The organism is Corynebacterium sp. HMSC077G07 (assembly GCF_001809225.1).
Classification (GTDB): domain Bacteria; phylum Actinomycetota; class Actinomycetes; order Mycobacteriales; family Mycobacteriaceae; genus Corynebacterium; species Corynebacterium jeikeium_D.
Window position 1 is genome coordinate 156,221 of record NZ_KV796530.1, and the last position, 20,621, is coordinate 176,841.

18 protein-coding genes are annotated in these 20,621 nt (G+C 58.8%); 5 read left to right on the forward strand and 13 right to left on the reverse strand.

Features of this window, described 5'->3' with window-relative positions:
* Positions 1 to 6: 6 nt before the first annotated feature.
* The 8 genes from HMPREF2562_RS04385 to rho form a co-directional block, all read right to left on the reverse strand.
* On the reverse strand, positions 7 to 258 hold the full coding sequence (locus tag HMPREF2562_RS04385; RefSeq protein ID WP_016422456.1) for an ATP synthase F0 subunit C: 252 nt from the start codon (positions 256 to 258) through the stop codon (positions 7 to 9).
* 141 nt (positions 259 to 399) lie between these two features.
* Positions 400 to 1,194 (reverse strand): F0F1 ATP synthase subunit A, encoded by a 795-nt coding sequence (gene atpB, locus HMPREF2562_RS04390; RefSeq protein WP_016422455.1) that lies wholly within the window; start codon positions 1,192 to 1,194, stop codon positions 400 to 402.
* Between the two features lie 390 nt (positions 1,195 to 1,584).
* Positions 1,585 to 2,034: a Cg1360 family ATP-synthase-associated protein gene (locus HMPREF2562_RS04395; protein ID WP_005509564.1), complete on the reverse strand. Its 450-nt coding sequence runs from the start codon at positions 2,032 to 2,034 to the stop codon at positions 1,585 to 1,587.
* Complete coding sequence (locus tag HMPREF2562_RS04400; protein ID WP_224783720.1) at positions 2,031 to 3,263, reverse strand: glycosyltransferase family 4 protein; 1,233 nt, start codon at positions 3,261 to 3,263, stop codon at positions 2,031 to 2,033. The genes HMPREF2562_RS04395 and HMPREF2562_RS04400 overlap by 4 nt, the downstream gene beginning before the upstream one ends.
* Positions 3,264 to 3,345: 82 nt before the next feature.
* Positions 3,346 to 4,002 (reverse strand): L-threonylcarbamoyladenylate synthase, encoded by a 657-nt coding sequence (locus tag HMPREF2562_RS04405; RefSeq protein ID WP_005509411.1) that lies wholly within the window; start codon positions 4,000 to 4,002, stop codon positions 3,346 to 3,348.
* Positions 4,003 to 4,039: 37 nt separating this feature from the next.
* Positions 4,040 to 4,984 (reverse strand): peptide chain release factor N(5)-glutamine methyltransferase, encoded by a 945-nt coding sequence (gene prmC / locus HMPREF2562_RS04410; RefSeq protein ID WP_049172049.1) that lies wholly within the window; start codon positions 4,982 to 4,984, stop codon positions 4,040 to 4,042.
* Positions 4,971 to 6,044: a peptide chain release factor 1 gene (gene prfA, locus HMPREF2562_RS04415; protein ID WP_005509382.1), complete on the reverse strand. Its 1,074-nt coding sequence runs from the start codon at positions 6,042 to 6,044 to the stop codon at positions 4,971 to 4,973. The genes prmC and prfA overlap by 14 nt, the downstream gene beginning before the upstream one ends.
* A gap of 66 nt (positions 6,045 to 6,110) precedes the next feature.
* The gene (rho, locus tag HMPREF2562_RS04420) at positions 6,111 to 8,063 is read right to left on the reverse strand and encodes a transcription termination factor Rho (RefSeq protein ID WP_049172046.1); all 1,953 of its coding nucleotides are present in this window, start codon (positions 8,061 to 8,063) and stop codon (positions 6,111 to 6,113) included.
* 515 nt (positions 8,064 to 8,578) lie between these two features.
* Here rho and HMPREF2562_RS04425 point away from each other — a divergent pair.
* Positions 8,579 to 10,297, forward strand: coding sequence for a long-chain fatty-acid--CoA ligase (locus tag HMPREF2562_RS04425; RefSeq protein WP_049172045.1), 1,719 nt, complete (start codon positions 8,579 to 8,581; stop codon positions 10,295 to 10,297).
* 45 nt (positions 10,298 to 10,342) lie between these two features.
* Here the strand turns inward: HMPREF2562_RS04425 and thrB are convergent, their stop codons facing one another.
* The 4 genes from thrB to argS all read right to left on the reverse strand — a co-directional run bounded on the left by thrB (position 10,343) and on the right by argS (position 15,737).
* A complete protein-coding gene (thrB, locus tag HMPREF2562_RS04430) occupies positions 10,343 to 11,269 on the reverse strand; it encodes a homoserine kinase (RefSeq protein WP_049190091.1) in 927 nt (308 codons plus the stop codon).
* A complete protein-coding gene (locus HMPREF2562_RS04435) occupies positions 11,270 to 12,604 on the reverse strand; it encodes a homoserine dehydrogenase (protein ID WP_016422448.1) in 1,335 nt (444 codons plus the stop codon).
* Positions 12,601 to 14,019: a diaminopimelate decarboxylase gene (lysA, locus tag HMPREF2562_RS04440; protein ID WP_070549675.1), complete on the reverse strand. Its 1,419-nt coding sequence runs from the start codon at positions 14,017 to 14,019 to the stop codon at positions 12,601 to 12,603. Before lysA ends, HMPREF2562_RS04435 begins: the two co-directional genes overlap by 4 nt.
* A 65-nt stretch (positions 14,020 to 14,084) precedes the next feature.
* Complete coding sequence (argS, locus tag HMPREF2562_RS04445) at positions 14,085 to 15,737, reverse strand: arginine--tRNA ligase (RefSeq protein WP_049172039.1); 1,653 nt, start codon at positions 15,735 to 15,737, stop codon at positions 14,085 to 14,087.
* A 213-nt stretch (positions 15,738 to 15,950) separates the two neighbouring features.
* Between argS and HMPREF2562_RS04450 the strand changes: the two genes are divergently transcribed.
* From HMPREF2562_RS04450 to HMPREF2562_RS04460, 3 genes are read left to right on the forward strand one after another with little or no spacing between them, the layout of a single operon-like run.
* Positions 15,951 to 16,739, forward strand: a complete 789-nt coding sequence (locus HMPREF2562_RS04450; protein WP_042388597.1) for a (Fe-S)-binding protein — start codon at positions 15,951 to 15,953, stop codon at positions 16,737 to 16,739.
* On the forward strand, positions 16,739 to 18,286 hold the full coding sequence (locus HMPREF2562_RS04455; RefSeq protein ID WP_070549676.1) for a LutB/LldF family L-lactate oxidation iron-sulfur protein: 1,548 nt from the start codon (positions 16,739 to 16,741) through the stop codon (positions 18,284 to 18,286). Before HMPREF2562_RS04450 ends, HMPREF2562_RS04455 begins: the two co-directional genes overlap by 1 nt.
* A 2-nt stretch (positions 18,287 to 18,288) precedes the next feature.
* Complete coding sequence (locus tag HMPREF2562_RS04460) at positions 18,289 to 19,005, forward strand: LutC/YkgG family protein (protein ID WP_016422443.1); 717 nt, start codon at positions 18,289 to 18,291, stop codon at positions 19,003 to 19,005.
* Between the two features lie 16 nt (positions 19,006 to 19,021).
* Here HMPREF2562_RS04460 and HMPREF2562_RS04465 read toward each other — a convergent pair whose 3' ends face one another.
* The gene (locus HMPREF2562_RS04465; protein WP_016422442.1) at positions 19,022 to 19,426 is read right to left on the reverse strand and encodes a hypothetical protein; all 405 of its coding nucleotides are present in this window, start codon (positions 19,424 to 19,426) and stop codon (positions 19,022 to 19,024) included.
* A 171-nt stretch (positions 19,427 to 19,597) separates the two neighbouring features.
* On the opposite strand from HMPREF2562_RS04465, the gene HMPREF2562_RS04470 reads away from it, so the two are divergent.
* Positions 19,598 to 20,566, forward strand: a complete 969-nt coding sequence (locus HMPREF2562_RS04470; RefSeq protein ID WP_070549677.1) for a pirin family protein — start codon at positions 19,598 to 19,600, stop codon at positions 20,564 to 20,566.
* Positions 20,567 to 20,621: the final 55 nt, after the last annotated feature.

Genomic DNA, 20,621 nt, shown 5'->3' on the forward strand with positions numbered 1-20,621 from the left:
CCGGACTTAGAAAACGAAGCCTGCGACCAGGCCGATCAGGGCGAGAGCCTCAGTGAAGGCGATACCCAGGAACATGGTGGTACGCAGCTGGCCGGCCATCTCAGGCTGGCGTGCCATACCCTCAACGGTCTTGCCGGCGACGATACCGATACCGAGGCCCGGGCCCAGGGTGGACAGACCGTAACCGATGGTCTTCAGGCCAGCGTTGGTGTCGACAGCCTGGACAGCGTCCTGGGCGGAGAGGATGACGTCGTTCATTATGAACCGTTCCCTTTCTTAAAGGATGGCCCCGGATTAAAGATTGTTCTAAGTAGGCCCGGGGCTTTTGTGGGTCAAGTGGGTCTTGCTATTAAATTTGCGAGGCCTTGTTGCCGAAGTTGCGGCCTCATTAGTTATGGGTTAGTGCTCGTCTGCGTGCAGCGACAGTTCGATGTAGACGGCGCTCAGCAGGGCAAAGATGTATGCCTGCAGGAAAATCACCAGCATCTCGAACAGCGTGAATGCTACCGCAGCGACAAGGGTCAACCCGGACAGGGCGGTCCAACCATTCAGCTGCCAGAAGAAGAAGTTCGTGGCACCGAAAAGCAGGACTAGAACCATGTGGCCCGCCAGCATGTTGGCCATCAGACGGATGGTCAGCGTAACTGGGCGGAGAACGAAGTTGGAGAAAATCTCGATCGGCACCACGATGAGGTGGAGTACCGGTGGCAAGTTCGGAATAACGACTGCCGACTTCACAAACTTGAAGAAGCCCATCTTCTTCGAGCCCGCGTAAATGAAGGCAACGTATGCGAACAGGGCCAGAACCAGTGGCATACCGATTCGGGCGTTCGGCGAAATATTGAGGCCAGGAATAATAGCCGCAATATTCATCGAGATAACAAGGAAGAAGATGGTGGCCAGAACCGGAAGGAAACGACGCCCCTCCTTCTTACCCAGAATCTCCTCCGCGATGTGGATGCGGACGAAGTCCAGCATCAACTCCGCAACGTTCTGCAGACCAGTCGGCACGAGCTTCGGACGACGCATTGCGACGACGAAGAACACGGCGACGATCACGGCCATCAAAAGACGAACAATCATCAGGCGGTCCATGGCGTACCAGTCGCCACTGCCACCTAAAATGAAGTCGCCAAATTGTTCACCCGGGAAATACTCCTCCTGCAAGTTGGGTGAGTGAAACTCACCCCGCATCTCGGCAAGTGTTGTAACGCTCAGCGTTCTCTCCCGTGATTGGGCCGCTAGAACTATTGTCAAGCGGTGCGAAGGACGTCATTTAACGTGTCGCGCCGCGGATTCCATTCGCTCATCAGCACGGCGCTCACGGGGACCGTACCTGTGGAAATGATAGTTATTTCGCTACAGGCCGTCTTACCCGAAACTCAGGATAACAGTTCTGACTCATTTTCCCCACCCGGTACACCCCCGCGTTTCCGACCCCGAAACCAACAAAGAGGCCGACCCCCGCTGTGGGTTTCGGCCTCTATTTGTGGCATCTTCTGCACAAACTGGACAATATGCTTATTACCTGCGGTTTTAGAGGCGCATTGCAGCCTCTCAGCAGGTCAACAAGTTATTAACGAGCTATTCGTCCTTCATTGGTTGCACATAAGTGAGGTTAGATTGCGACATTCCCCACACTTCTGCACCCAGCGTCACCATCAGCGTGAGTACAACAGTGACGAAGAAAGTCATGTTGTCATAAAACTCAAGATTTCTAATAACAACCAGGACACCGATCAATACGACAATCTTCAACAACCAGCCACCCAGTACAACGGCAAGCGTGACGGACGGCGAAGTTCGAGCAGTAAAGAGGATGCCTAGAACGGTAAGCAATACGAAGCTTCCGCTAATGCCCGCACCAAGGAGTACGCCCCAGACACCGGGCATACCGTTTTTGCCACCCCAGACCAGCAGCGAAAGCACGGTAATCACAGCGAGCGCGATTGCGCCCGAGCGAGCAGCAGCCAGCAGCGGTCGCCGCGAATCGTCGTATTTAGACTCGGGCTCCGGAGTTGTTTTTTCAGTCACGGTCGAAGATTGTACCTTCTGCGTCCACGTCGACGTCTTATAACCTGCCGGACCCCACTTCCACTTCTGGGACGCGCTCCCGTTGAACGGTCGTCGGCAAGCGCATTGCGACGGCGGAGGGTGAAGACAACCGCGATGATAAGCAGGATCCCGAAGGTGAGAGCGACAAATTCAAAGGGGAAAATGGTGGTGGCAACGGCGGCGTACGCGACGACCGACACCCATAGGTAAAGCACTAGCACCACGCGGCGATGACTGTGTCCCATCGACAGGAGGCGGTGGTGAATATGCATTTTGTCGGGTGAGAAGGGTGACTTGCCCTGGCTGACGCGGCGAACGACAGCAAGCAGCAAGTCGAGCATTGGCACGCTAATTGCTGCGATGACGACCACAACCGGCGAGATTAGAGCGATGACGTCAGCGGTGCCGTACATGGAGGGCGCGATGCGTCCCGACGCCGACACCGATGCCGCTGCGAGCAGCAAGCCGATCATCATGGCACCGGAATCGCCCATGAAAATGCGTGCGGGCTCGAAGTTGTGCGGCAAGAAGCCCAGGCAAGCGCCGAGGAGGCACGCGGAAATCATCGCGGGTGGATAGGCAGACACGGTTCCGCCTTGGTCGTGAAGCATGACCATCGAATAGACAAGGATTGCAGCTGCGGCGATCATGCCGAGTCCAGCTGCGAGACCATCGATGCCGTCAACAAAGTTGAAGGCGTTAATCAATGCCACAGTAAATAGGACAGTCAAGACTGTGGACATGATTGGATCGAGAATGAGCGTGGCGCCGCCACTGAACGGGATATAGAGCAGATACCAATTGACGCCCATAAATGACATCAAAAGTGCCGCCGCGACCTGCCCCACCAACTTCGTGAGGGCATCTAAGTCAAAGAGGTCATCCCAAATACCGACGATTAGCAAGAGCGACGCGGCCGCCACAACTGCCCTCATATCTGGAGTCATGGGCGGAAAACCACGGTTGAGAGCCGGCATCACCGAGGCAAGGGCGATAGCTGCGACCACCCCGGAGTACATCGCCACGCCTCCGAGCCTGGGCTTCGGAATATCGTGGACATCGCGCGTGCGGGGCGCATCCAACCAGCCCGAGCGGACCAGCACATAACGCACCACTCCAGTGAGCAAATAACTGACAGCAGCGGAAACTAAAACGAGCATGGCGAGCTCGCGGATGGGCACACCTGCCCCACCCGACTGGGCTGCCAATAAGCTCATGTCCGCCACTAGGTACTACTCACCCACACAATCGCTGCAGATACTAAACAGGAAAAGCCTTAGGTAGACAAGACTACTGCCCCAGCAGTCGCTCGGGCGTAGTACTCAAAACCTCGGCAACCGCCGCTGCTGACACAGCGCCTTCGCGCAGAATCCGCGGCACTGGAGTCGAGATATCGACAATCGTCGATGGGGTGCCAATCGTGGCTTCGCCGCCGTCGACGTAGACAGCCGCTTCCCCACCCAACATCTGCTTGGCACGCACGGCATTGGTGGCCGGTGCCTGGCCGGAGATGTTCGCACTGGACACGGCCATCGGACCGGTGCGGCGCAGAATCTCGATAGCAATTGGGTGCAGCGGCATGCGCAGCATGACCGTACCCGCGGTATCACCAAGGTTCCACGGCAAGCTCGGCGCCTGGTTCACAACCAGCGACAGTCCGCCCGGCCAGAAAGCCTCCACCAGCGTGCGAGCAGCTGGCGAGTATTCGCGGACGAGCCCCTCAATCGTGTTCCAGGAACCCACGAGCACCGGTACCGGCATATCCGGGCCGCGGTGCTTGGCACGCAGCAAGGAGGCAACGGCCTGGTTATCAAAGGCATCGCAGCCAAGGCCGTAGACGGTATCGGTAGGCATAACGACCAGCCGTCCTGCCTTCACTGCATCTACTGCTGCTGCAATTGCGCGTTCGCGGTTTTCATCTGTGCTGCAGTCCATAATCCTGCTCATCAGATTTGTGCTCCTGCTTCAAAGTTTGCTTTTAAGATCAATTTTTGCGTCCCACCGTAAAACGGTCACGGCCCGCAAAGTCACGGTGGACCTCTACATCAGCGTAATCCCAGGTGTCCTTTAGCAGTGAACTGACATCGTCTCCTGAAGAGTCATCGTGCTCGATGCCGATGACTCCACCCGGCCGCACCAGCGCATCCACTAGGTTCATCATAGGTCGAATGACATCTAGCCCATCGTCGCCGCCGAAGACCGCAGAGTGCGGATCAGCTCTCACTTCGGGGTCAACTTCGGTGTCTTCGGGCACATATGGAGGGTTGGACACAACAATGTCGGTCTCGCCTACCCATTCTGCGAGCTCAGCGCCATCATCAATCAGCTGAACATCCGTGACATCGCCAGCAATCAGACGCACACGCCCATCGCCGTACGTCTCGATATTCTTCGCAGCCCACGCCCGTGCCCGCTCAGAGAGCTCCACAGCCACCACGTCCGCTTCGGGTACGGCATCGGCGATCGCCAACGCCAACGCACCGGATCCAGTACACAAGTCAACGATTTTCGGCTTGACGACGCCACTTGCGACCAGTTCACGGGCTCGATCGATTGCCCACTGCGCGAGCAGTTCCGTCTCCGGCCGGGGTACAAAAACACCGGGCCCGACCTGTAGTTCCAGGCTCATCATCGGCGCCGTACCGAGGATGTGCTGCAGTGGCTCACGAGCCACTCTGCGGGCCAGTATCTCGGCCAGATACTTGCGACCGTCCTCATCGGTGTACGGTTCGTCTCCGCGGAAGATAATGTCTGCCGATCCCGCATCGACTGCGGCTGCAAATAGCGCCCGTGCGTCGGCATCCGGAGAAGCCAGCGCCGCGTCGTCAAGCGTGCGACGCGCATAGCGAAACAGCTCGCCGAGAGTACGGACGGAATCCGGTAACGTCGGCGAGCTATTTTCTGCGGGCGTGGGGCTACTCGGCTTCAAGACGCTCAGCGCGCTCCGCGTCGTGGAGGGCCTTGAGCAGGTCATCCATGTCGCCGCCCAGCACCGAGTCCAGGTTGTGAGCCTTGTAACCGATGCGGTGATCGGAAACGCGGTTCTCCGGGAAGTTGTAAGTGCGGATGCGCTCGGAGCGATCCATGTTGCGCACCTGAGACTTACGCTGGTCAGAGGCAGCCTCGGCGATCTCCTCTTCCTTCATCTGCTGCAGTCGAGCAGCAAGGACCTGCATAGCGCGGGCCTTGTTCTGAATCTGCGAGCGTTCCTTCTGACAGGTAACAACGAGACCAGTCGGAAGGTGCGTCAGGCGAACGGCGGAGTCAGTCGTGTTAACACCCTGACCGCCCTTACCGGAGGAGCGGTAGACGTCGACACGCAGATCCTTTTCATCAATCTGGATGTCTTCGACCTCGTCGGGCTCCGGGTAGACCAGCACACCAGCGGCGGACGTTTGAATACGGCCCTGAGATTCGGTAACCGGCACGCGCTGCACGCGGTGGACGCCACCTTCAAACTTGAACACGCTCCACGCACCGTCGCGGGACGGAGTCTTGGCTCGGATGGACATAGTCATGTCCTTCACGCCGCCGAGATCAGACTCGGACAGACCGAGAATCTCGGTGGTAAAGCCGTGCTTTTCTGCATAGCGCTGGTACATGCGAGCGAGCTCACCTGCGAAGAGCGCAGCCTCCTCACCGCCGGCACCGGACTTGAGCTCCATAACGATGTCATCGCTGTCGTGCGGATCGCGCGGAGCCAGCAGGTCGGCGAGCTTCTCCTCGAGTTCCTCTGCCTCGGCAGCGAGACGCTCAGCCTCAGCTGCGAACTCGGAGTCCTCGTATGCCATCTCGCGAGCTGCCTCCAGGTCATCCTGGACCTCAGTCAGCTTCTTGTGAGTCTGAATGACCGGCTGCAGCTCATTGAAGCGCTTGCCGACCTTACGGGCAGCCTTCGGGTCGTTGTGCAGCTCGGGGTCAGCCAGCTGCGCCTCGAGCCCGTGGTATTCGGAGAGGATGTCGTCAACTGCGGAAACCTGATTAGCCATTGAATATTCCTTCAGATTGTGATGGGTGAAATGCTGGTTGGTGCTGTGGTTTGCGGCTAACCCCAGCTAAAGCATGTCGTCCACATCAACGTCGGCGGCCATTGGTGCAGAAGAAGCCACCTGCATCAGGAATTCCTTGTTATTCCGGGTCTTCTTCAGCTGCTTAATCAACAGGTCAATAGCAGCCTGCGACTCCAGCGCGGAGAGGATGCGGCGCAGCTTGTGCATAATGCGAGCCTCCTCCGTGCTGAGCAGTAGCTCATCCTTACGAGTACCCGACGGGTTGACATCCACTGCCGGGAACACGCGGCGCTCGGAGATTTTACGGTCGAGCTTCAGCTCGGCGTTACCGGTGCCCTTGAACTCCTCGAAGATAACAGTGTCGCCTGCGGAACCGGTCTCCACCATCGCGGTGGCGATGATGGTGAGGCTGCCGCCTTCTTCGATGTTTCGGGCAGCACCCAAGAAGCGCTTCGGCGGGTACAGAGCGTTGGAGTCCACACCACCGGAGAGGATTCGTCCCGATGCCGGCGAAGAGTTGTTGTACGCACGGCCAAGGCGGGTAATGGAGTCCAGCAGTACGACGACGTCCTGCCCCTGTTCCACCAGACGCTTTGCACGCTCAATAGCCAACTCGGCCACTGCCGTGTGATCTGACGGCGGGCGGTCGAAGGTAGAAGCAATAACCTCGCCACGGACACTGCGCTGCATGTCGGTGACTTCCTCCGGGCGCTCGTCGACAAGCACGACCATCATGTAGCACTCGGGGTTGTTCGTCGCGATAGCGTTCGCAATGTTCTGCAGGATCGTGGTCTTACCGGCCTTCGGCGGCGAAACGATGAGCGCACGCTGACCCTTACCAATCGGCATAATCAGGTCGATGACGCGAGTGGTGAGAATCTTCTGCTCGGTCTCCAGGCGCAGGCGACGGTTCGGGTACAGCGGGGTGAGCTTAGCGAAGTTCGGCCGCTGCTTTGCCTGCTCCGGATCGATGCCGTTTACAGTTTCGACCTTGACCAGCGGGTTGTACTTGCGGCGATTACGGCCGTTGCCATGAGTGACCTGGCCCGAGCCATTCTCACGCGGCATGCGGACCTGACCAGTGACGGCGTCGCCCTTGCGCAGACCGTATTTACGAACCATTTGCGCGGACACCAGCACATCGTTAGAGCCCGGCAGGTATCCGGACGTGCGCACGAATGCGGTCTTGTTATCTAGCACATCGACGATGCCAGCCACCGGCTGGAGAACGTCATCCTCGCGGATCTCGTCCTGACCGCCGTGTCCCCCACCGTTGTTATCGCGTCCGCGACGGTCGCGGCGATTGCGACGGTTGCGGCGGTTACGGTTGCCACGACCGTCATCGTCATGGTTATTGCGGTCGTTATTGCGATTGTTGTTGCGACCGCGGCGGTTGTTGCGGTTGCCGCGGCCTTCATCGTCGTTGTCTCGATCGTGGTTGTTGCGATCGTTGCGGTTATTACGGTCGTTGCGATCACCGCGGTCATTACGATCATTACGATCGTTGCGATTGTCGTTGCGATCACCGCGGTCGTTGCCGTTATCGGAATCGTCGCGGCTATCGTTGCTGCGATCGTCCTGATTCTCCTGCTCGCGCTGACGAGCACGGTTACGACGATTTCGACGCTGCTGAGAACGGGACATCTCCTCGCGACCATCCGCGTTGGCGTCGTCTCGCTTGTCGTTGCCCTTGTCGCTCTTGTCGGCGCTCTTACTGGAACCCTTATCCGCGCTTTCCGACGGCGATTCCTTGGCATCCTTCGCCTTGGAGCCGGTATCCGCAGCCCCAGCCGCAGCCTTCTTCGCGCGAGATTTCCGAGCTGGAGCGGAACCAGCAGCCGGGGCACCATTCTTAATGGCCTCAATCAGCTCATGCTTGCGCATGGCGGAGATGCCGCGAATGCCCTTGCTGGAAGCGATTTCACGCAGTTCTGCCATTCGGAGGGCCGCAAGATTCTCTGGGCCGCCTGCCGTGGCAGTGGTGTCCGTATCGGTCACGGATGTCCTTTCATCGACCTTCCCTGCAGTCACTCTCTACAGGGGGCTATGTCATTGACACTTTTTCGCTCTTACTGCCCGCCACCGCGTGTGCTCCGTCGTCGAACCTTTACCACGTGCGGAAAAGTAGCCGCAGCTGACGGGAAACTATCGAAAAAGCCAGGCAAAAGACCTCGACGTTGAAACTAAACCGAGGCATCTTGCCTACATTATTTCCGCATCTCAAACCCGAGCGTCCGGGCTGAAGATGGTTAGGAAATTTTAGGTCCACAGCACCGCAAGACTATGTAGTCGCACTACTGATTTATGTGTTTTCAATGTCACGTTGCGCCATCGCGTTGTGTGAACAACTGCGAAGGTCAACGGCATGCGGAGTACATGAAGAAGTACGTATCTAGCCGCGTATTGAAAACGACCTATTGCCCAAGGATAGTCACCAAATAGTCAGGTAGCAACACTAGTTCTCACCTGCGTTTCGCTAGGTCGCGGGGCTGTGAGTCGGTACTGTAGAGCTCATGCGCAGTACGATGCCTCATATTCCTCTCAATATCGCTCAGATTGTGGAATACGGTCGCACCATTCACGGTCGGACTCCGGTGACCTCCTGGAACAGTGACGGCCCCGAGACCACCACTTTTGCCGCCATCGCCGCACGCGCTAGTGCGCTGGCACATGCACTTCGCGATGAGCTCGGCATCGACGGGGATCAGCGCATCGCTACCCTGATGTACAACTGCGCCGAACACTTCGAGGTCTTCCTCGGCGTCGCCTCCATGGGCGCGGTATTCCAGCCGCTGAACAAGCAGCTCATGCCGGATCAGATTGTGCACATTATCAATCACGCCGATGACCAGGTCATCATCGCGGACCCGACCGAGATCGAACTACTCGCCGAGGTTCTTCCGCACTGCCCGCGCGTCCGCGCTGTCATCATTATCGGTATCGGTGATCTGTCTGACGTGGCTGAGCAACTGCCGGATGGTATCCCGTGGTACTCCTACGAATCGCTCATCGACGGACGCCCCAGCCGCTTCGACTGGCCTGAGCTCGATGAAAACTCCGGTGCAGCCATGTGCTATTCGACGGGCACCGAGGGCGCACCTAAAGGTGTCGTCTACAGCCACCGTTCGCTGTACTTGCACAGCCTGAATATGCGCACCACTGACTCCTTTGCCATCTCGCATGGAAACCCGTGGCTTTGCTGTGTGCCCATTTATCACGTCCTGTCCTGGGGCGTGCCGCTGGCCTCCTTCATGTGCGGGGCGTCGCTAATCTTCCCCGGCGCGGACCTGTCCGCACCGCGTCTGGCAGAAATCATCGAAACCTCAATGCCGCGCGTAGCTCAGGGCGTGCCGACGCTGTGGATTAACCTCATGGCACACTACCTCAGCAATCCTCCGAAGCGCATGAGTCTGCAGGAGATTTTCTCGGGCGGTTCTCCTGTCCCACCTGCATTGATTCGGCTATGGGAAGAGCGCTACGGTGTCGATGTCATCCACTTCTGGGGCATGACCGAGACTTCGCCTATCGGTACCGTGGCACGACCTCCGTACGGCGCCTCCGGTGAGGCCCGCGAACGCTACCGTGTCAGCCAAGGACGTTTCCCGGACATCATGCAGTTCCGCATTGTTGATGACAACGACCGCGTGCTCGACCTGCATGACCGCAACCAGGGTGAGCTGCAGGTGCGCGGCAACACGGTCACCGGAGGCTACTACAGCTCTCCGGAGGCTCAAGATGGAGGCACCGCGCACTTCTTCCGCGGTGCGGAGGTCGACGAGGCTAGCGAACAGTTCACCGAGGACGGGTGGCTCCGCACTGGCGATGTCGGCTCGATTACTCACGACGGCTACCTGACTATTCATGACCGTGCTCGCGATGTCATTCGTTCCGGTGGCGAGTGGATCTACTCCGCTCAGCTGGAAAACTTCGTAATGGAAAGCCCACAGGTACTCGAGTGCGCGATTATCGGCATGCCAGATAAAAAGTGGGGTGAGCGCCCACTGGCCATTACGGTGCTGATGCCGGAAGTTGAACAGAGCAAGGAGACCGCTGAAATGCTCCGCGATGAACTGCGGCCAAAGCTGCCAAAGTGGATGCTGCCGGAGTACTGGGCCTTCGTGGACTCAATCGATAAGACCTCAGTGGGCAAGTTCGACAAGAAAGACCTGCGCTCGCACTTGAGCGCAGGTCAGTACAGCATCGTGAAACTGAAGGGGCCGGGCGAAAAGTAGGTAGCAGGCTAAGCCACTGGCCCGGCACCTGGCCGCAGCTGCGGCTTAGCCGTCGACCACGACCTTAACCGGCTCACCGATTCCCAGCTCCATGACCTTGATGCCAGCCTCGCGGGCATCGTCCAAGATCTTCTCATCTACTGCAGTAGTTCCCAGAACCATACAGGTCGGACCAGCACCCGAGAGGAATGCCGCGTAGCCACGGTTGCGCAGGCGGTTGACCCACTCTGCGGTCACCGGCAGCACGTCGGAGCGGTACGGCTGGTGCAGGCGATCTCGCGTTCCCTCCCACAGCAGTTCCGGGTGGGACTGCAGCGCTGCGGTCATAACCGCAGTACGAGAGACATTGAAACGAGCGTCGACATGCGAAACATCGCTCGGCAGCACCTGACGAACTGCATTCGTGGAGGCGTGGAATGCCGGTACGAGTGCGGTCGCCTGAATGGACTCATGCACCGGAATGCTCACTGCTCGGTACTGGGGCGCGGTGCGACCATCGACAGGCTTGTCGGTCCAGCTGACCACTGCCCCGCCGAGGACGGATGCACCAGCGTTATCCGGGTGGCCTTCGAATACCGAGGATTCTTGGATTACCTGGTCGTCGGTAAGCGGGAAGCCCGCCAGACCGTTAGCGGCAGCGACACCAGCAACGGCGGCGGCTGCGGAAGAGCCTAGACCGCGCGACTGCGGAATGGTGTTGTGGCAAATAACCTTCAGCCCCGGTGCCTCGACACCTGCGGCGCGAAGGCCCGCGCGAATCGCGCGCAAAACCAGATTAGATTCGTTGCGCGGCAGGTCGACTTCGCCCTCGCCGTGAATTTCAACGACGACACCGGACTCGATGACCTCGACCTCGACGATGTCGTAGAGCGCAACTGCCAACCCCAGGGTGTCGAAGCCCGGGCCCAAGTTCGCTGACGAACCTGCAACCGTGACGGTGACCTTCTGACCCGGGAAAAGCTCCTGTGCCATTTAGATATCCATTCCTTCGATACGAATGACGTTGTTGACGGCCAAAACCGCGTCGTTGGCGCGCAATTCGTCGACCGTTGCTTCCAAATCCTTCTCCAGTGCCTTGTGGGTCACGATGACCAGGCGAGCGCCGTTGGCGCCCTCTTCCTGGCGGACGGTGCGCAGGGAGATGTTGTGATCAGAGAAGGTACGAGCGACATCGGCAAGCACTCCGACACGATCGTCGACGTGCAGGTCGATGTGGTAGCGGGTGCGAACGTCACCGAAGTCGAGAATCGGCAGGTTAGCGTAGGTGGAATCTCCCGGTGCGCGACCACCGTGGACAATGTTGCGAGCAGCTGCAACGAGGTCACCGAGCACTGCGGAGGCGGTCGGATTACCACCAGCGCCGTTGCCGTAGAACATCAGGCGACCAGCGGCCTCGGCCTCAATGAAGACAGCGTTGAAAGACTCACGCACAGTTGCCAGCGGGTGACGACGTGGAATCAGCGCTGGGTACACGCGGGCGGAAATGGACTCCTTGCCATTTTCGTCCGTAACCCGCTCACAGGTAGCCAGCAGCTTAATGGTGCAGTCTGCGCTCTTGGCGGCTGCGATGTCGTCAGCGGTGATCTCGGTAATACCCTCGCAGTGAACATCATCAGCAGTCACGCGGGTGTGGAATGCCAGGCTGGCCAGAATAGCTGCCTTGGAAGCGGCATCGTGGCCCTCGACGTCTGCAGTCGGGTCGGCCTCGGCGTAACCCAGGCGGGTGGCCTCTGCCAGCATCTCGTCGTAGTCCGCACCAGTGGAGTCCATCGCATCAAGGATGAAGTTGGTAGTGCCGTTGACAATACCCATGACCTTATTGACAGTGTCACCGGCCAGCGAACGGCGCAGCGGCCCGACGACCGGGATAGCTGCAGCCACAGCTGCCTCAAAGAACAGGTCGACACCCGAGGAATCGGCAGCCTCAGAGAGCTCCTCGCCGTGAGCGGCGACGAGTGCCTTGTTGGCGGTCACGACCGACTTGCCGGCACGCAGTGCCTCCAGCACAACGCGACGTGGGTAATCAATGCCGCCGATGACCTCGACTACCAGGTCAACGTCATCGCGCTGAACCAGCGAAAAAGCATCATCGGTAAGAAGATCCTGATCCACATTCGGACGCGGCTTGGTCTTGTCGCTCACAGCAATACCAACGACCTCGACCGGGCCGCCGATGCGGCGCTCGAAGTCCTCAGCCTTCTCGTTGAGCAGGCGGTAAACCTCAGTACCGACTGTGCCAAGACCTAAAATAGCGACACCAACTTTGTGGCCCTCGCCCTTTCCAGGATTATTCGTTGCGGCAGTCATCGTGGCGTTTCACACTCCAGGCTTAGTAAGTCTTGTACGGTTTCTCGTCTTAATATTTGGGTCACTTGACCATCGCATACCGACACTACTGGTGGTCGCGTCAGCATGTTGTAGCGGCTGGCCATTGCGTAACAGTATGCCCCAGTAGCAGCGAGCGCGAACAGATCACCCTCGACAATGTCGTTCGGGTAGTTCGCATCGTTAATCAGAATGTCTCCCGATTCACAGTGCTTTCCGACGACGCGGGTGGGAATCCTGGAACCGGACACCTCGCGATTAACAACGCGACCATCATAGTTCGAGCCGTAAAGCGCCGGACGAATATTGTCGCTCATGCCGCCATCGACCGATACGTAACGACGGGTCATGCCGTCATCGATGGTCACATCCTTCAAAGTGCCCACTTCGTACACCGTGACCATGGACGGGCCAACGATGGCACGACCTGGTTCAACAGCCACTGCCGGAGTCGCAATGCCGATATGCTGCGCAAGCTTGTCCACAGCAGTGAGGATCTCGTCGGCAAGCGGAGCAACGTCGAGGGGCTGCTCGCCTGCGGTGTAGGCGATTCCGAAACCGCCACCGAGGTCGAGGGTGTTGAAGTGTTCCGAGATTTCAGTGCCGTGACGTTCGACCAGCTTTTCCACCAGTGAGAACACGCGCTCGGCGGCGAGAATGAAACCGTCGGAATCGACAATCTGGGAGCCGATGTGGCAGTGCAGACCAACTAGGCGCAGATTGTCGTCCTCTTCTACGAGGTTGGCAGCTTCCAGCGCCGAACCGGACGCGAGGGAAAAGCCGAACTTTTGATCTTCATGCGCAGTAGCAATGAACTCGTGGGTGTGCGCTTCCACACCGGGCTTCACGCGAACGAGCACGTCCTGCACCACGCCTGCTTCAGCCGCTACCTCGGACAGGCGACGTAGCTCCGAACGGGAGTCAAGCACAATCTTGCCCACGCCGGCGGAAATAGCATCACGCAGCTCAGCGGTGGACTTGTTGTTGCCGTGGAAGGTCATGTCCTTGGCTGGGAATCCCGCAGCCAGAGCGATAGCCATCTCGTTGCCCGAGGCGACATCGAGATGCAGCCCCTCCTCCATTACCCAGCGGGCGATGGTCTTCGACAGGAAAGCCTTGGATGCGTAGTGGACATTCTCCGCGCCGCGGAAGGCCTTGGCCATCGAGCGGCAGCGGGAGCGGAAGTCCTGCTCATCGACGACAAAAACCGGAGTGCCAAATTCCTTGGCAATGTCGACCAGGCTCACGCCGCCAATTTCCACCGAGCCGGGGTTATCTTCGTCATCGCCCCGACGACGGGCGGTAGTTGGCCAGACATGCGCTGGTAGTTCATTAAATTGGGTGGAATCGGGTCGAGTGTAGCCACCCAGTTCGAAACCATTGCCGTCGATAGGCACGAAACAGCTCTCTTTCTCCGTTACCCGGGCGGAGCAACGGGGTGTAGTTTTACGGGCGCGTTCGACTACATGCGCTCAGGTGCGGTAACACCGAGCAGCTGCAGAGCATTGGCCAGCGTCTGGCGGGTAGCCTCAGCCAGGCCGAGACGAGCACGGTGTAGCTCAGATACCTCTTCGTCTGCCTTTGGCAGAATCTGGCAGGTGTCGTAGAAGCGGTGGAAGACACCGGCGAGCTGCTCAGAGTAACGGGCAATGCGGTGTGGTTCCCGCAGGTCAGCAGCAGACTTGATGATGGCCGGGAACTCACCGATAGTGCGGATGAGCTCACCTTCACGGTCCTCTACCAGCAGGGAGAAGTCAGCGCCTTCGCTGGTCACACCGGCCTCTTCGGCACGGCGGCCGATTGAGCACAAACGAGCGTGGCCGTACTGGACGTAGTAGACCGGGTTGTCGCTGGACTGCGAAGCCCACAGCCCCAGGTCGATATCCAGGCTGGAGTCCACAGAGGAACGGATTAGCGAGTAGCGAGCAGCATCGACGCCGATTGCCTCAACCAGGTCGTCCAAGGTGACCACTGTGCCCGCACGCTTCGACATCCGGACAGCCTTGCCGTCGCGAAGCAAGTTGACCATCTGACCGATGAGCACCTCGACGCCATCGGCGTTGTAGCCGAGCGCTGCAGCGGCCGCGCGCAGACGCGCGATGTAGCCGTGGTGATCGGCACCCAGCATGTAGATGCACAGGTTGTGGCCGCGGTCGAACTTGTTCTTAACGTATGCGATGTCACCTGCGATGTAGGCTGCGTCGCCGTCGGACTTGATGACCACGCGGTCCTTGTCGTCACCGTAATCGGTGGACTTCAGCCACCATGCGCCGTCAGCTTCGTAGAGCTTGCCGTTTTCCTTCAGGGAATTGACAGCTGCTTCTACCTGACCGGACTCGAACAGCGAGTTTTCGTGGAAGTAAACGTCGAAATCGGTGCCGAACTCGTGCAGAGACTTCTTGATGTGCTCGAACATCATGTCCACGCCGATGGCGCGGAAGTGCTCCTGGACCTCTTCCTCAGAGCCCTCGAGTGCCTGCGGGTTCTTCTCCAGCACAGCAGCGGCGATGTCCTGGATGTACTCTCCGCCGTAGCCATCTTCCGGAGTCGGCTCGTTGCGAGCGGCTGCAACCAAGGAGTCGGAGAAGCGGTCAATCTGGCGACCGTGGTCATTGAAGTAGTACTCGCGAGTGACCTTGGCACCGGTGGCGGACAGGACACGACCGAGAGCGTCACCGACTGCTGCCCAGCGAGTACCGCCCAGGTGGATCGGCCCGGTCGGATTCGCGGAGACGAACTCCAGGTTCACGTCGAGGTTGGAGTTGAAGTCGGCATGACCCCACTTCTCCCCCGCTGCCAGGACGTCCTCGACGATCTTGCCCTGGGCATCGGAGGCCAGGCGGATGTTAATAAAGCCCGGGCCTGCGATGGTTGCTTCATCGATGCCCTCAGAAGCGCCGAGCGCTGTGGCAATTTCAGTTGCCAAGTCACGCGGCACCATGCCGACGCGCTTGCCCAGCTGCATGGCGATATTGGTTGCATAGTCGCCGTGCTCAGGGTTACGCGGACGCTCGACGGTCGGGTTTTCCGGCACGATAGAGACATCGGCATCGTGGGCAGTCAAAACCTCGACGGTGACTTTTCGGACTAGTACAGCAAGATCAGCAGGATTCACGATTGCCTATCCTATTAGGTCAATCGCAGTCGTGGAAACATCAGCCACCAAAAGATTGATTTGAGGGGTATCTGCAGGCCACCGCGTCCGGCTGTCCTACACCGCTTTCACGGTCCAGCCGAATTCAGGTTGAGAACAGATTTAATCCGGGGCTAGGCGTAGCATTCAGGTAGGAAATTATTGCCTTACCCCTCAACCCTTTTTGGAGCGACCGTGAAAGTAGCACTTTTCGCGACCTGCATCGGGGACATGATGTTTCCAGATGCAGTGAGTGCGACCGCCAGAGTTCTCACGCGCCTAGGATGCGATGTGGTCTTTCCACCACAACAAACCTGCTGCGGCCAAATGCACGTCAACACCGGGTACCAAAAGGAAGTCCTTCCTCAGCTGGACACCTACGCTGATGCTTTTGCAGATTCCTCGATTGACTACGTTGTCGCCCCGTCCGGTTCCTGCGCCGGCGCCGTTCGCCACCAGCATCCGATGATCGCGGGCCGCTACGGTACCCGTGCCCAAGTCCACGCGGCACAGGCCTGCGCGAACAAGACGCTGGATCTCTCCGAGTTCATCACCGATGTCGCTGGCGTGACTGACGTCGGTGCTTACTTCCCCCACTCAGTGACCTACCACTCCACCTGCCACAGCTTGCGGGTACTCAAGGTGGGCGACCGTCCGTGGCGGCTGCTCAGCGCAGTCGATGGAATCGATCTGCGCGAGCTGCCCGGCGCGGCGGAGTGCTGCGGTTTTGGCGGCACCTTCTCGGTGAAGAATGCGGAGACCTCCGCTGCAATGGTTGCCGACAAGACAGCCAATATCCGCGCTACGGAAGCGGAGTTCGTCACCGCTGGCGATGCTTCCTGCTTGCTCAATATCGGTGGCGCGTTGCGTCGCCAGGACTCTGGCGTGCACGCCATCCATATGGCCGAGATTCTGGCCTCCACCAAGGAGACCCCGTTTGATGTGCACAACCGCCAAGAGGCTTCCCTGCGAGGTGAACAGTAATGGTCGCAATTAACGTCGGCATGCCAGCCCTTCCTCCCCGCGCGCCGCACAACGTCGGGCATCTGCGCGGTACGCGCGGGTTCACGGCCGCAGCGCACGAGGAACTCAAGAACACTCGCATGCGCGAAAATGTCGGTCATGCCACGCGTTCGATTCGTCAGAAGCGCGCGCATGTCGTAGCCGAGAAGAATGACTGGGAGCAGCTGCGGCTCGCGGGCAGCCACATCAAGCGCGATGTTATGGCGCGTCTGCCGGAACTGCTGGAGCAGTTTGAAGAGTCAATTACGAACGCCGGCGGTCACGTCCACTGGGCGCGCGATGCCGCCGAGGCAAACCGCATCATCACGGACTTGGTGAAAGAGACCGGCGAAGAAAAGGTCGTCAAGATTAAGTCGATGGCCACACAGGAAATCGGCTTGAACGAAGCACTTGCCGACGCCGGCATCACCGCCCGCGAAACCGACCTGGCGGAACTCATCGTTCAGCTTGCCGACGACATGCCGAGCCACATCCTGGTTCCTGCTATCCACCGCAATCGCGAGGATATCCGCGAGATCTTCCTCAATGGAATCCCAGGAGTCGACCCGGACCTGAAAGCCAATCCGGCCGATCTCGCCGAGGCATCCCGTAAGTTCCTGCGCGAGCAGTTTATGGAGGCCAAGGTTGCGATTTCCGGCGCCAACTTCGGTGTAGCCGAAACCGGCACGGTAGCCGTCGTCGAATCTGAGGGCAACGGCCGTATGTGTCTCACACTGCCGGAAACACTGATTTCGGTGATGGGTATTGAGAAGCTGCTTCCCACCTTCCAGGATCTGGAAGTCTTCTTGCAGCTACTGCCACGGTCGTCGACAGGCGAGCGTATGAATCCCTACACCTCTCTGTGGACGGGAACGACTGACGGCGACGGCCCGAAGAATTTCCACATTGTGTTGCTGGACAATGGGCGCTCGGCCACTCTTGCAGATCCGATTGGGCGTGAAGCGCTGAAGTGCATTCGCTGCTCGGCATGCCTGAATATCTGCCCTGTTTATGAACACGTGGGCGGGCACGCTTACGGTTCGGTCTACCCGGGCCCGATTGGTGCGATTTTGTCCCCGCAGCTCACTGGCATGGATTCCTACGATGATCCGAATGCTTCGCTGCCCTATGCGTCTTCGCTGTGCGGGGCTTGCTTTGAGGTCTGCCCGGTGCGAATTGACATCCCTGCGGCACTGCTGGAGCTGCGCCACCGTAAGGTCACGGAACACCGCCCGCCGGTGGAGGGCAAGCTGTTTGCCACGCTCGGGTTCATCATGGGCAATCAGAAGCTCTGGAATATGAGCGCAAAGATGGCCTCCCTCGCCCGCGTGCTGGGCCTCAAGGACGGCGAAATTCACGCCCTGCCGCTGTTCCTCAGCGGTTGGTCCGATGTGCGTGACACGCCGGTGCCGCCGCAGAAGCCCTTCCGCTCCGTGTGGGGTTCGGAGGATCTCTCCGCTCAGTTGGCGCGTGAATCGGCGCATCAGGTACCGACCAAGATCAATGGCCAAAGCGAAAAGGAGTCCTAGCGATGACCAACTCTGGCGCCAAAAACGACATTCTCGGCCGCATCCGCAACGCGCAGAAGATTGCCTTTGAGGGCCGCGATTTAGCCTCTGACGTGGGCATTATCACCGGCGAGCCCGGCGCGCACTTCTCCGTTCCACGCGACTATGAACGAAGCTCGGAGCTGCCCCACAAGGACATCGTTTCGCTTGCCGACGAACGCATCGCCGATTACAAAGCCGATGTGCGCCGTTGTGGCAGCTCGGCAACTGAAATCAATGACGCAGTGAAGAAGGCTATTGCGGATGTTGGGGCCTCGCTGATTGGTATCCCCGAGGGCTTGGACCGCGACTGGGTTGCGGGGCTTGGCTCTGGCGAGACTGCTGAAGGGGCGACCGAAATCCGCGTCGATACCGGTTTCAACGCCCGCGAACTGGACGAACTCGATGCCATTGTCACCAGCTCTGCGGTTACCTGCGCGGAGACCGGCACCATTTTCCTGGACGGCTCCGCTACCTCCGGGCGCCGAGCCCTGACCTTGGTGCCGGATAAGCATATTTGTGTCGTCCCAGCAGAAACGATTGTCTCTGGCATTCCGGAGGCCATTTCCCGCCTGCGAGAGGTTGACCCCACGGCTCCAATCACTATGATTTCCGGGCCTTCTGCGACCTCGGATATCGAGCTTTCCCGCGTCGAAGGTGTCCACGGCCCGCGCACCTTGATTGTGATTATTGCTGGGTAGGGGCGAATACTCCCTGTTATCGCCCTGGCCAGTACCTTTTGACTGACACGAATAGCATCACCGCTACCGCCACGATTGTCACCGCAGCGGTAGCGCCAACATGGTGCCGCGGCACATTTGATGCAACTACCAGCACAATAACCAGCGCAAGGACTGCAGCCCAACCTTGTCGCGCCCTTTTATCCCATTTGAAGGCATTGTCCTCCCAGTCCGGGTCAAAGACCCCTTCCCTATTGCGGTAATCAAAAACGAACTGAACCGCGATTAGTAGCAACACACCGGGAAAAATCCACTTAGTTGTCAATCCCGCCCATGCAATGACTCCGATTAAGAACCCGAAAATGGCAGCATAGATAACTGCTTGTCCCCATACTGCACTAGGGCTTTTGGGTCTTTTCAGCGCAACTTCGGTTTCCGTCATAGATTCCAGGCTAAACCTCAAATCGAAGCTCCACAGCGGTTTCAACCAAACCTCGGAATATTGACATGACAACAATGCGTTATGGAAAATGAAACAACCTAGCTAAAGGAGCCTTCCATGAGCGCAATCATTCAAAAGTTCTCAGTAGCCGACAACCCATAGCTCCCCGGCATGGATCCCTTCCTGTTCGCGGTCCACCATTACGACCTATACCCGCAGGCCAAGGGCACAACCATGACACCAGATGCCTCGCTGCTCGGCCGTAATATCGGCATGGACTTTTCCGGCAAGGACGGCTGGTCCATGTACCACGGCACAACCGTCCCCGGCTTCCCCTCCCACCCACACCGCGGCTTTGAAACTATCTCGATTGTCGAGGAAGGTTACGTCGACCACACCGACTCCGAAGGTGCACAGGCTCGTTACGGCGACGGCGACACGCAGTGGCTGACCACCGGCGCAGGCACTGCGCATGCTGAAATGTTCCCGCTTCTGCATAACGACGGCCCCAATCCTCACCACATGTTTCAGATTTGGCTGAACCTGCCGCCCGAAGGCAAGGAGGCAAAGCCGCACTTCCAGATGTTCTGGGCAGAAGACACTCCGCATGTCACCGGCACTGATGACAATGGCCACGGCTACGACGTAAAGGTCATCGCGGGCGCATTCGGCGATACTCAGCCGCTTGCTCCGCCACCGGAATCCTGGGCCGCTGCACCAGATTCCGATGTAGCCGTGTGGGTGCTGCGCCTGCAGCCGGGCGCACAGCTAACGTTGCCACCAACCAATTATGCCGAGACAATTCGGACTCTCTACTCTCTACGCGGCAGCCTCACTATCGAGGGCGAAACGCTTGAGCAAGAGGGCGCAGTGCTACGCTCAACCGAGACACTGGACATTTCTGCAGGTGACGAAGGGGCCTTCGCACTCATTCTCCAAGGCCGACCGATTGGCGCTCCCGTGTATCAGCATGGCCCGTTTGTCGCGAATAGCCGCGAAGAGCTCGTTGAGGCATTCGATGCCTACCAGCGTGGCGAGTTCGGCGCATGGCGGTTTGATTCCAACGATCCGGTTGCCCCCTTTGAAGAGGGGCGCTTTGCCCGCTATCCGGACGGTACGGTTCGCCGCCCGGTCAATTAACCGGGATCTCCGACGGGCTGCACATGTGAAACTGTGTGAGTTTATGACACTTTCA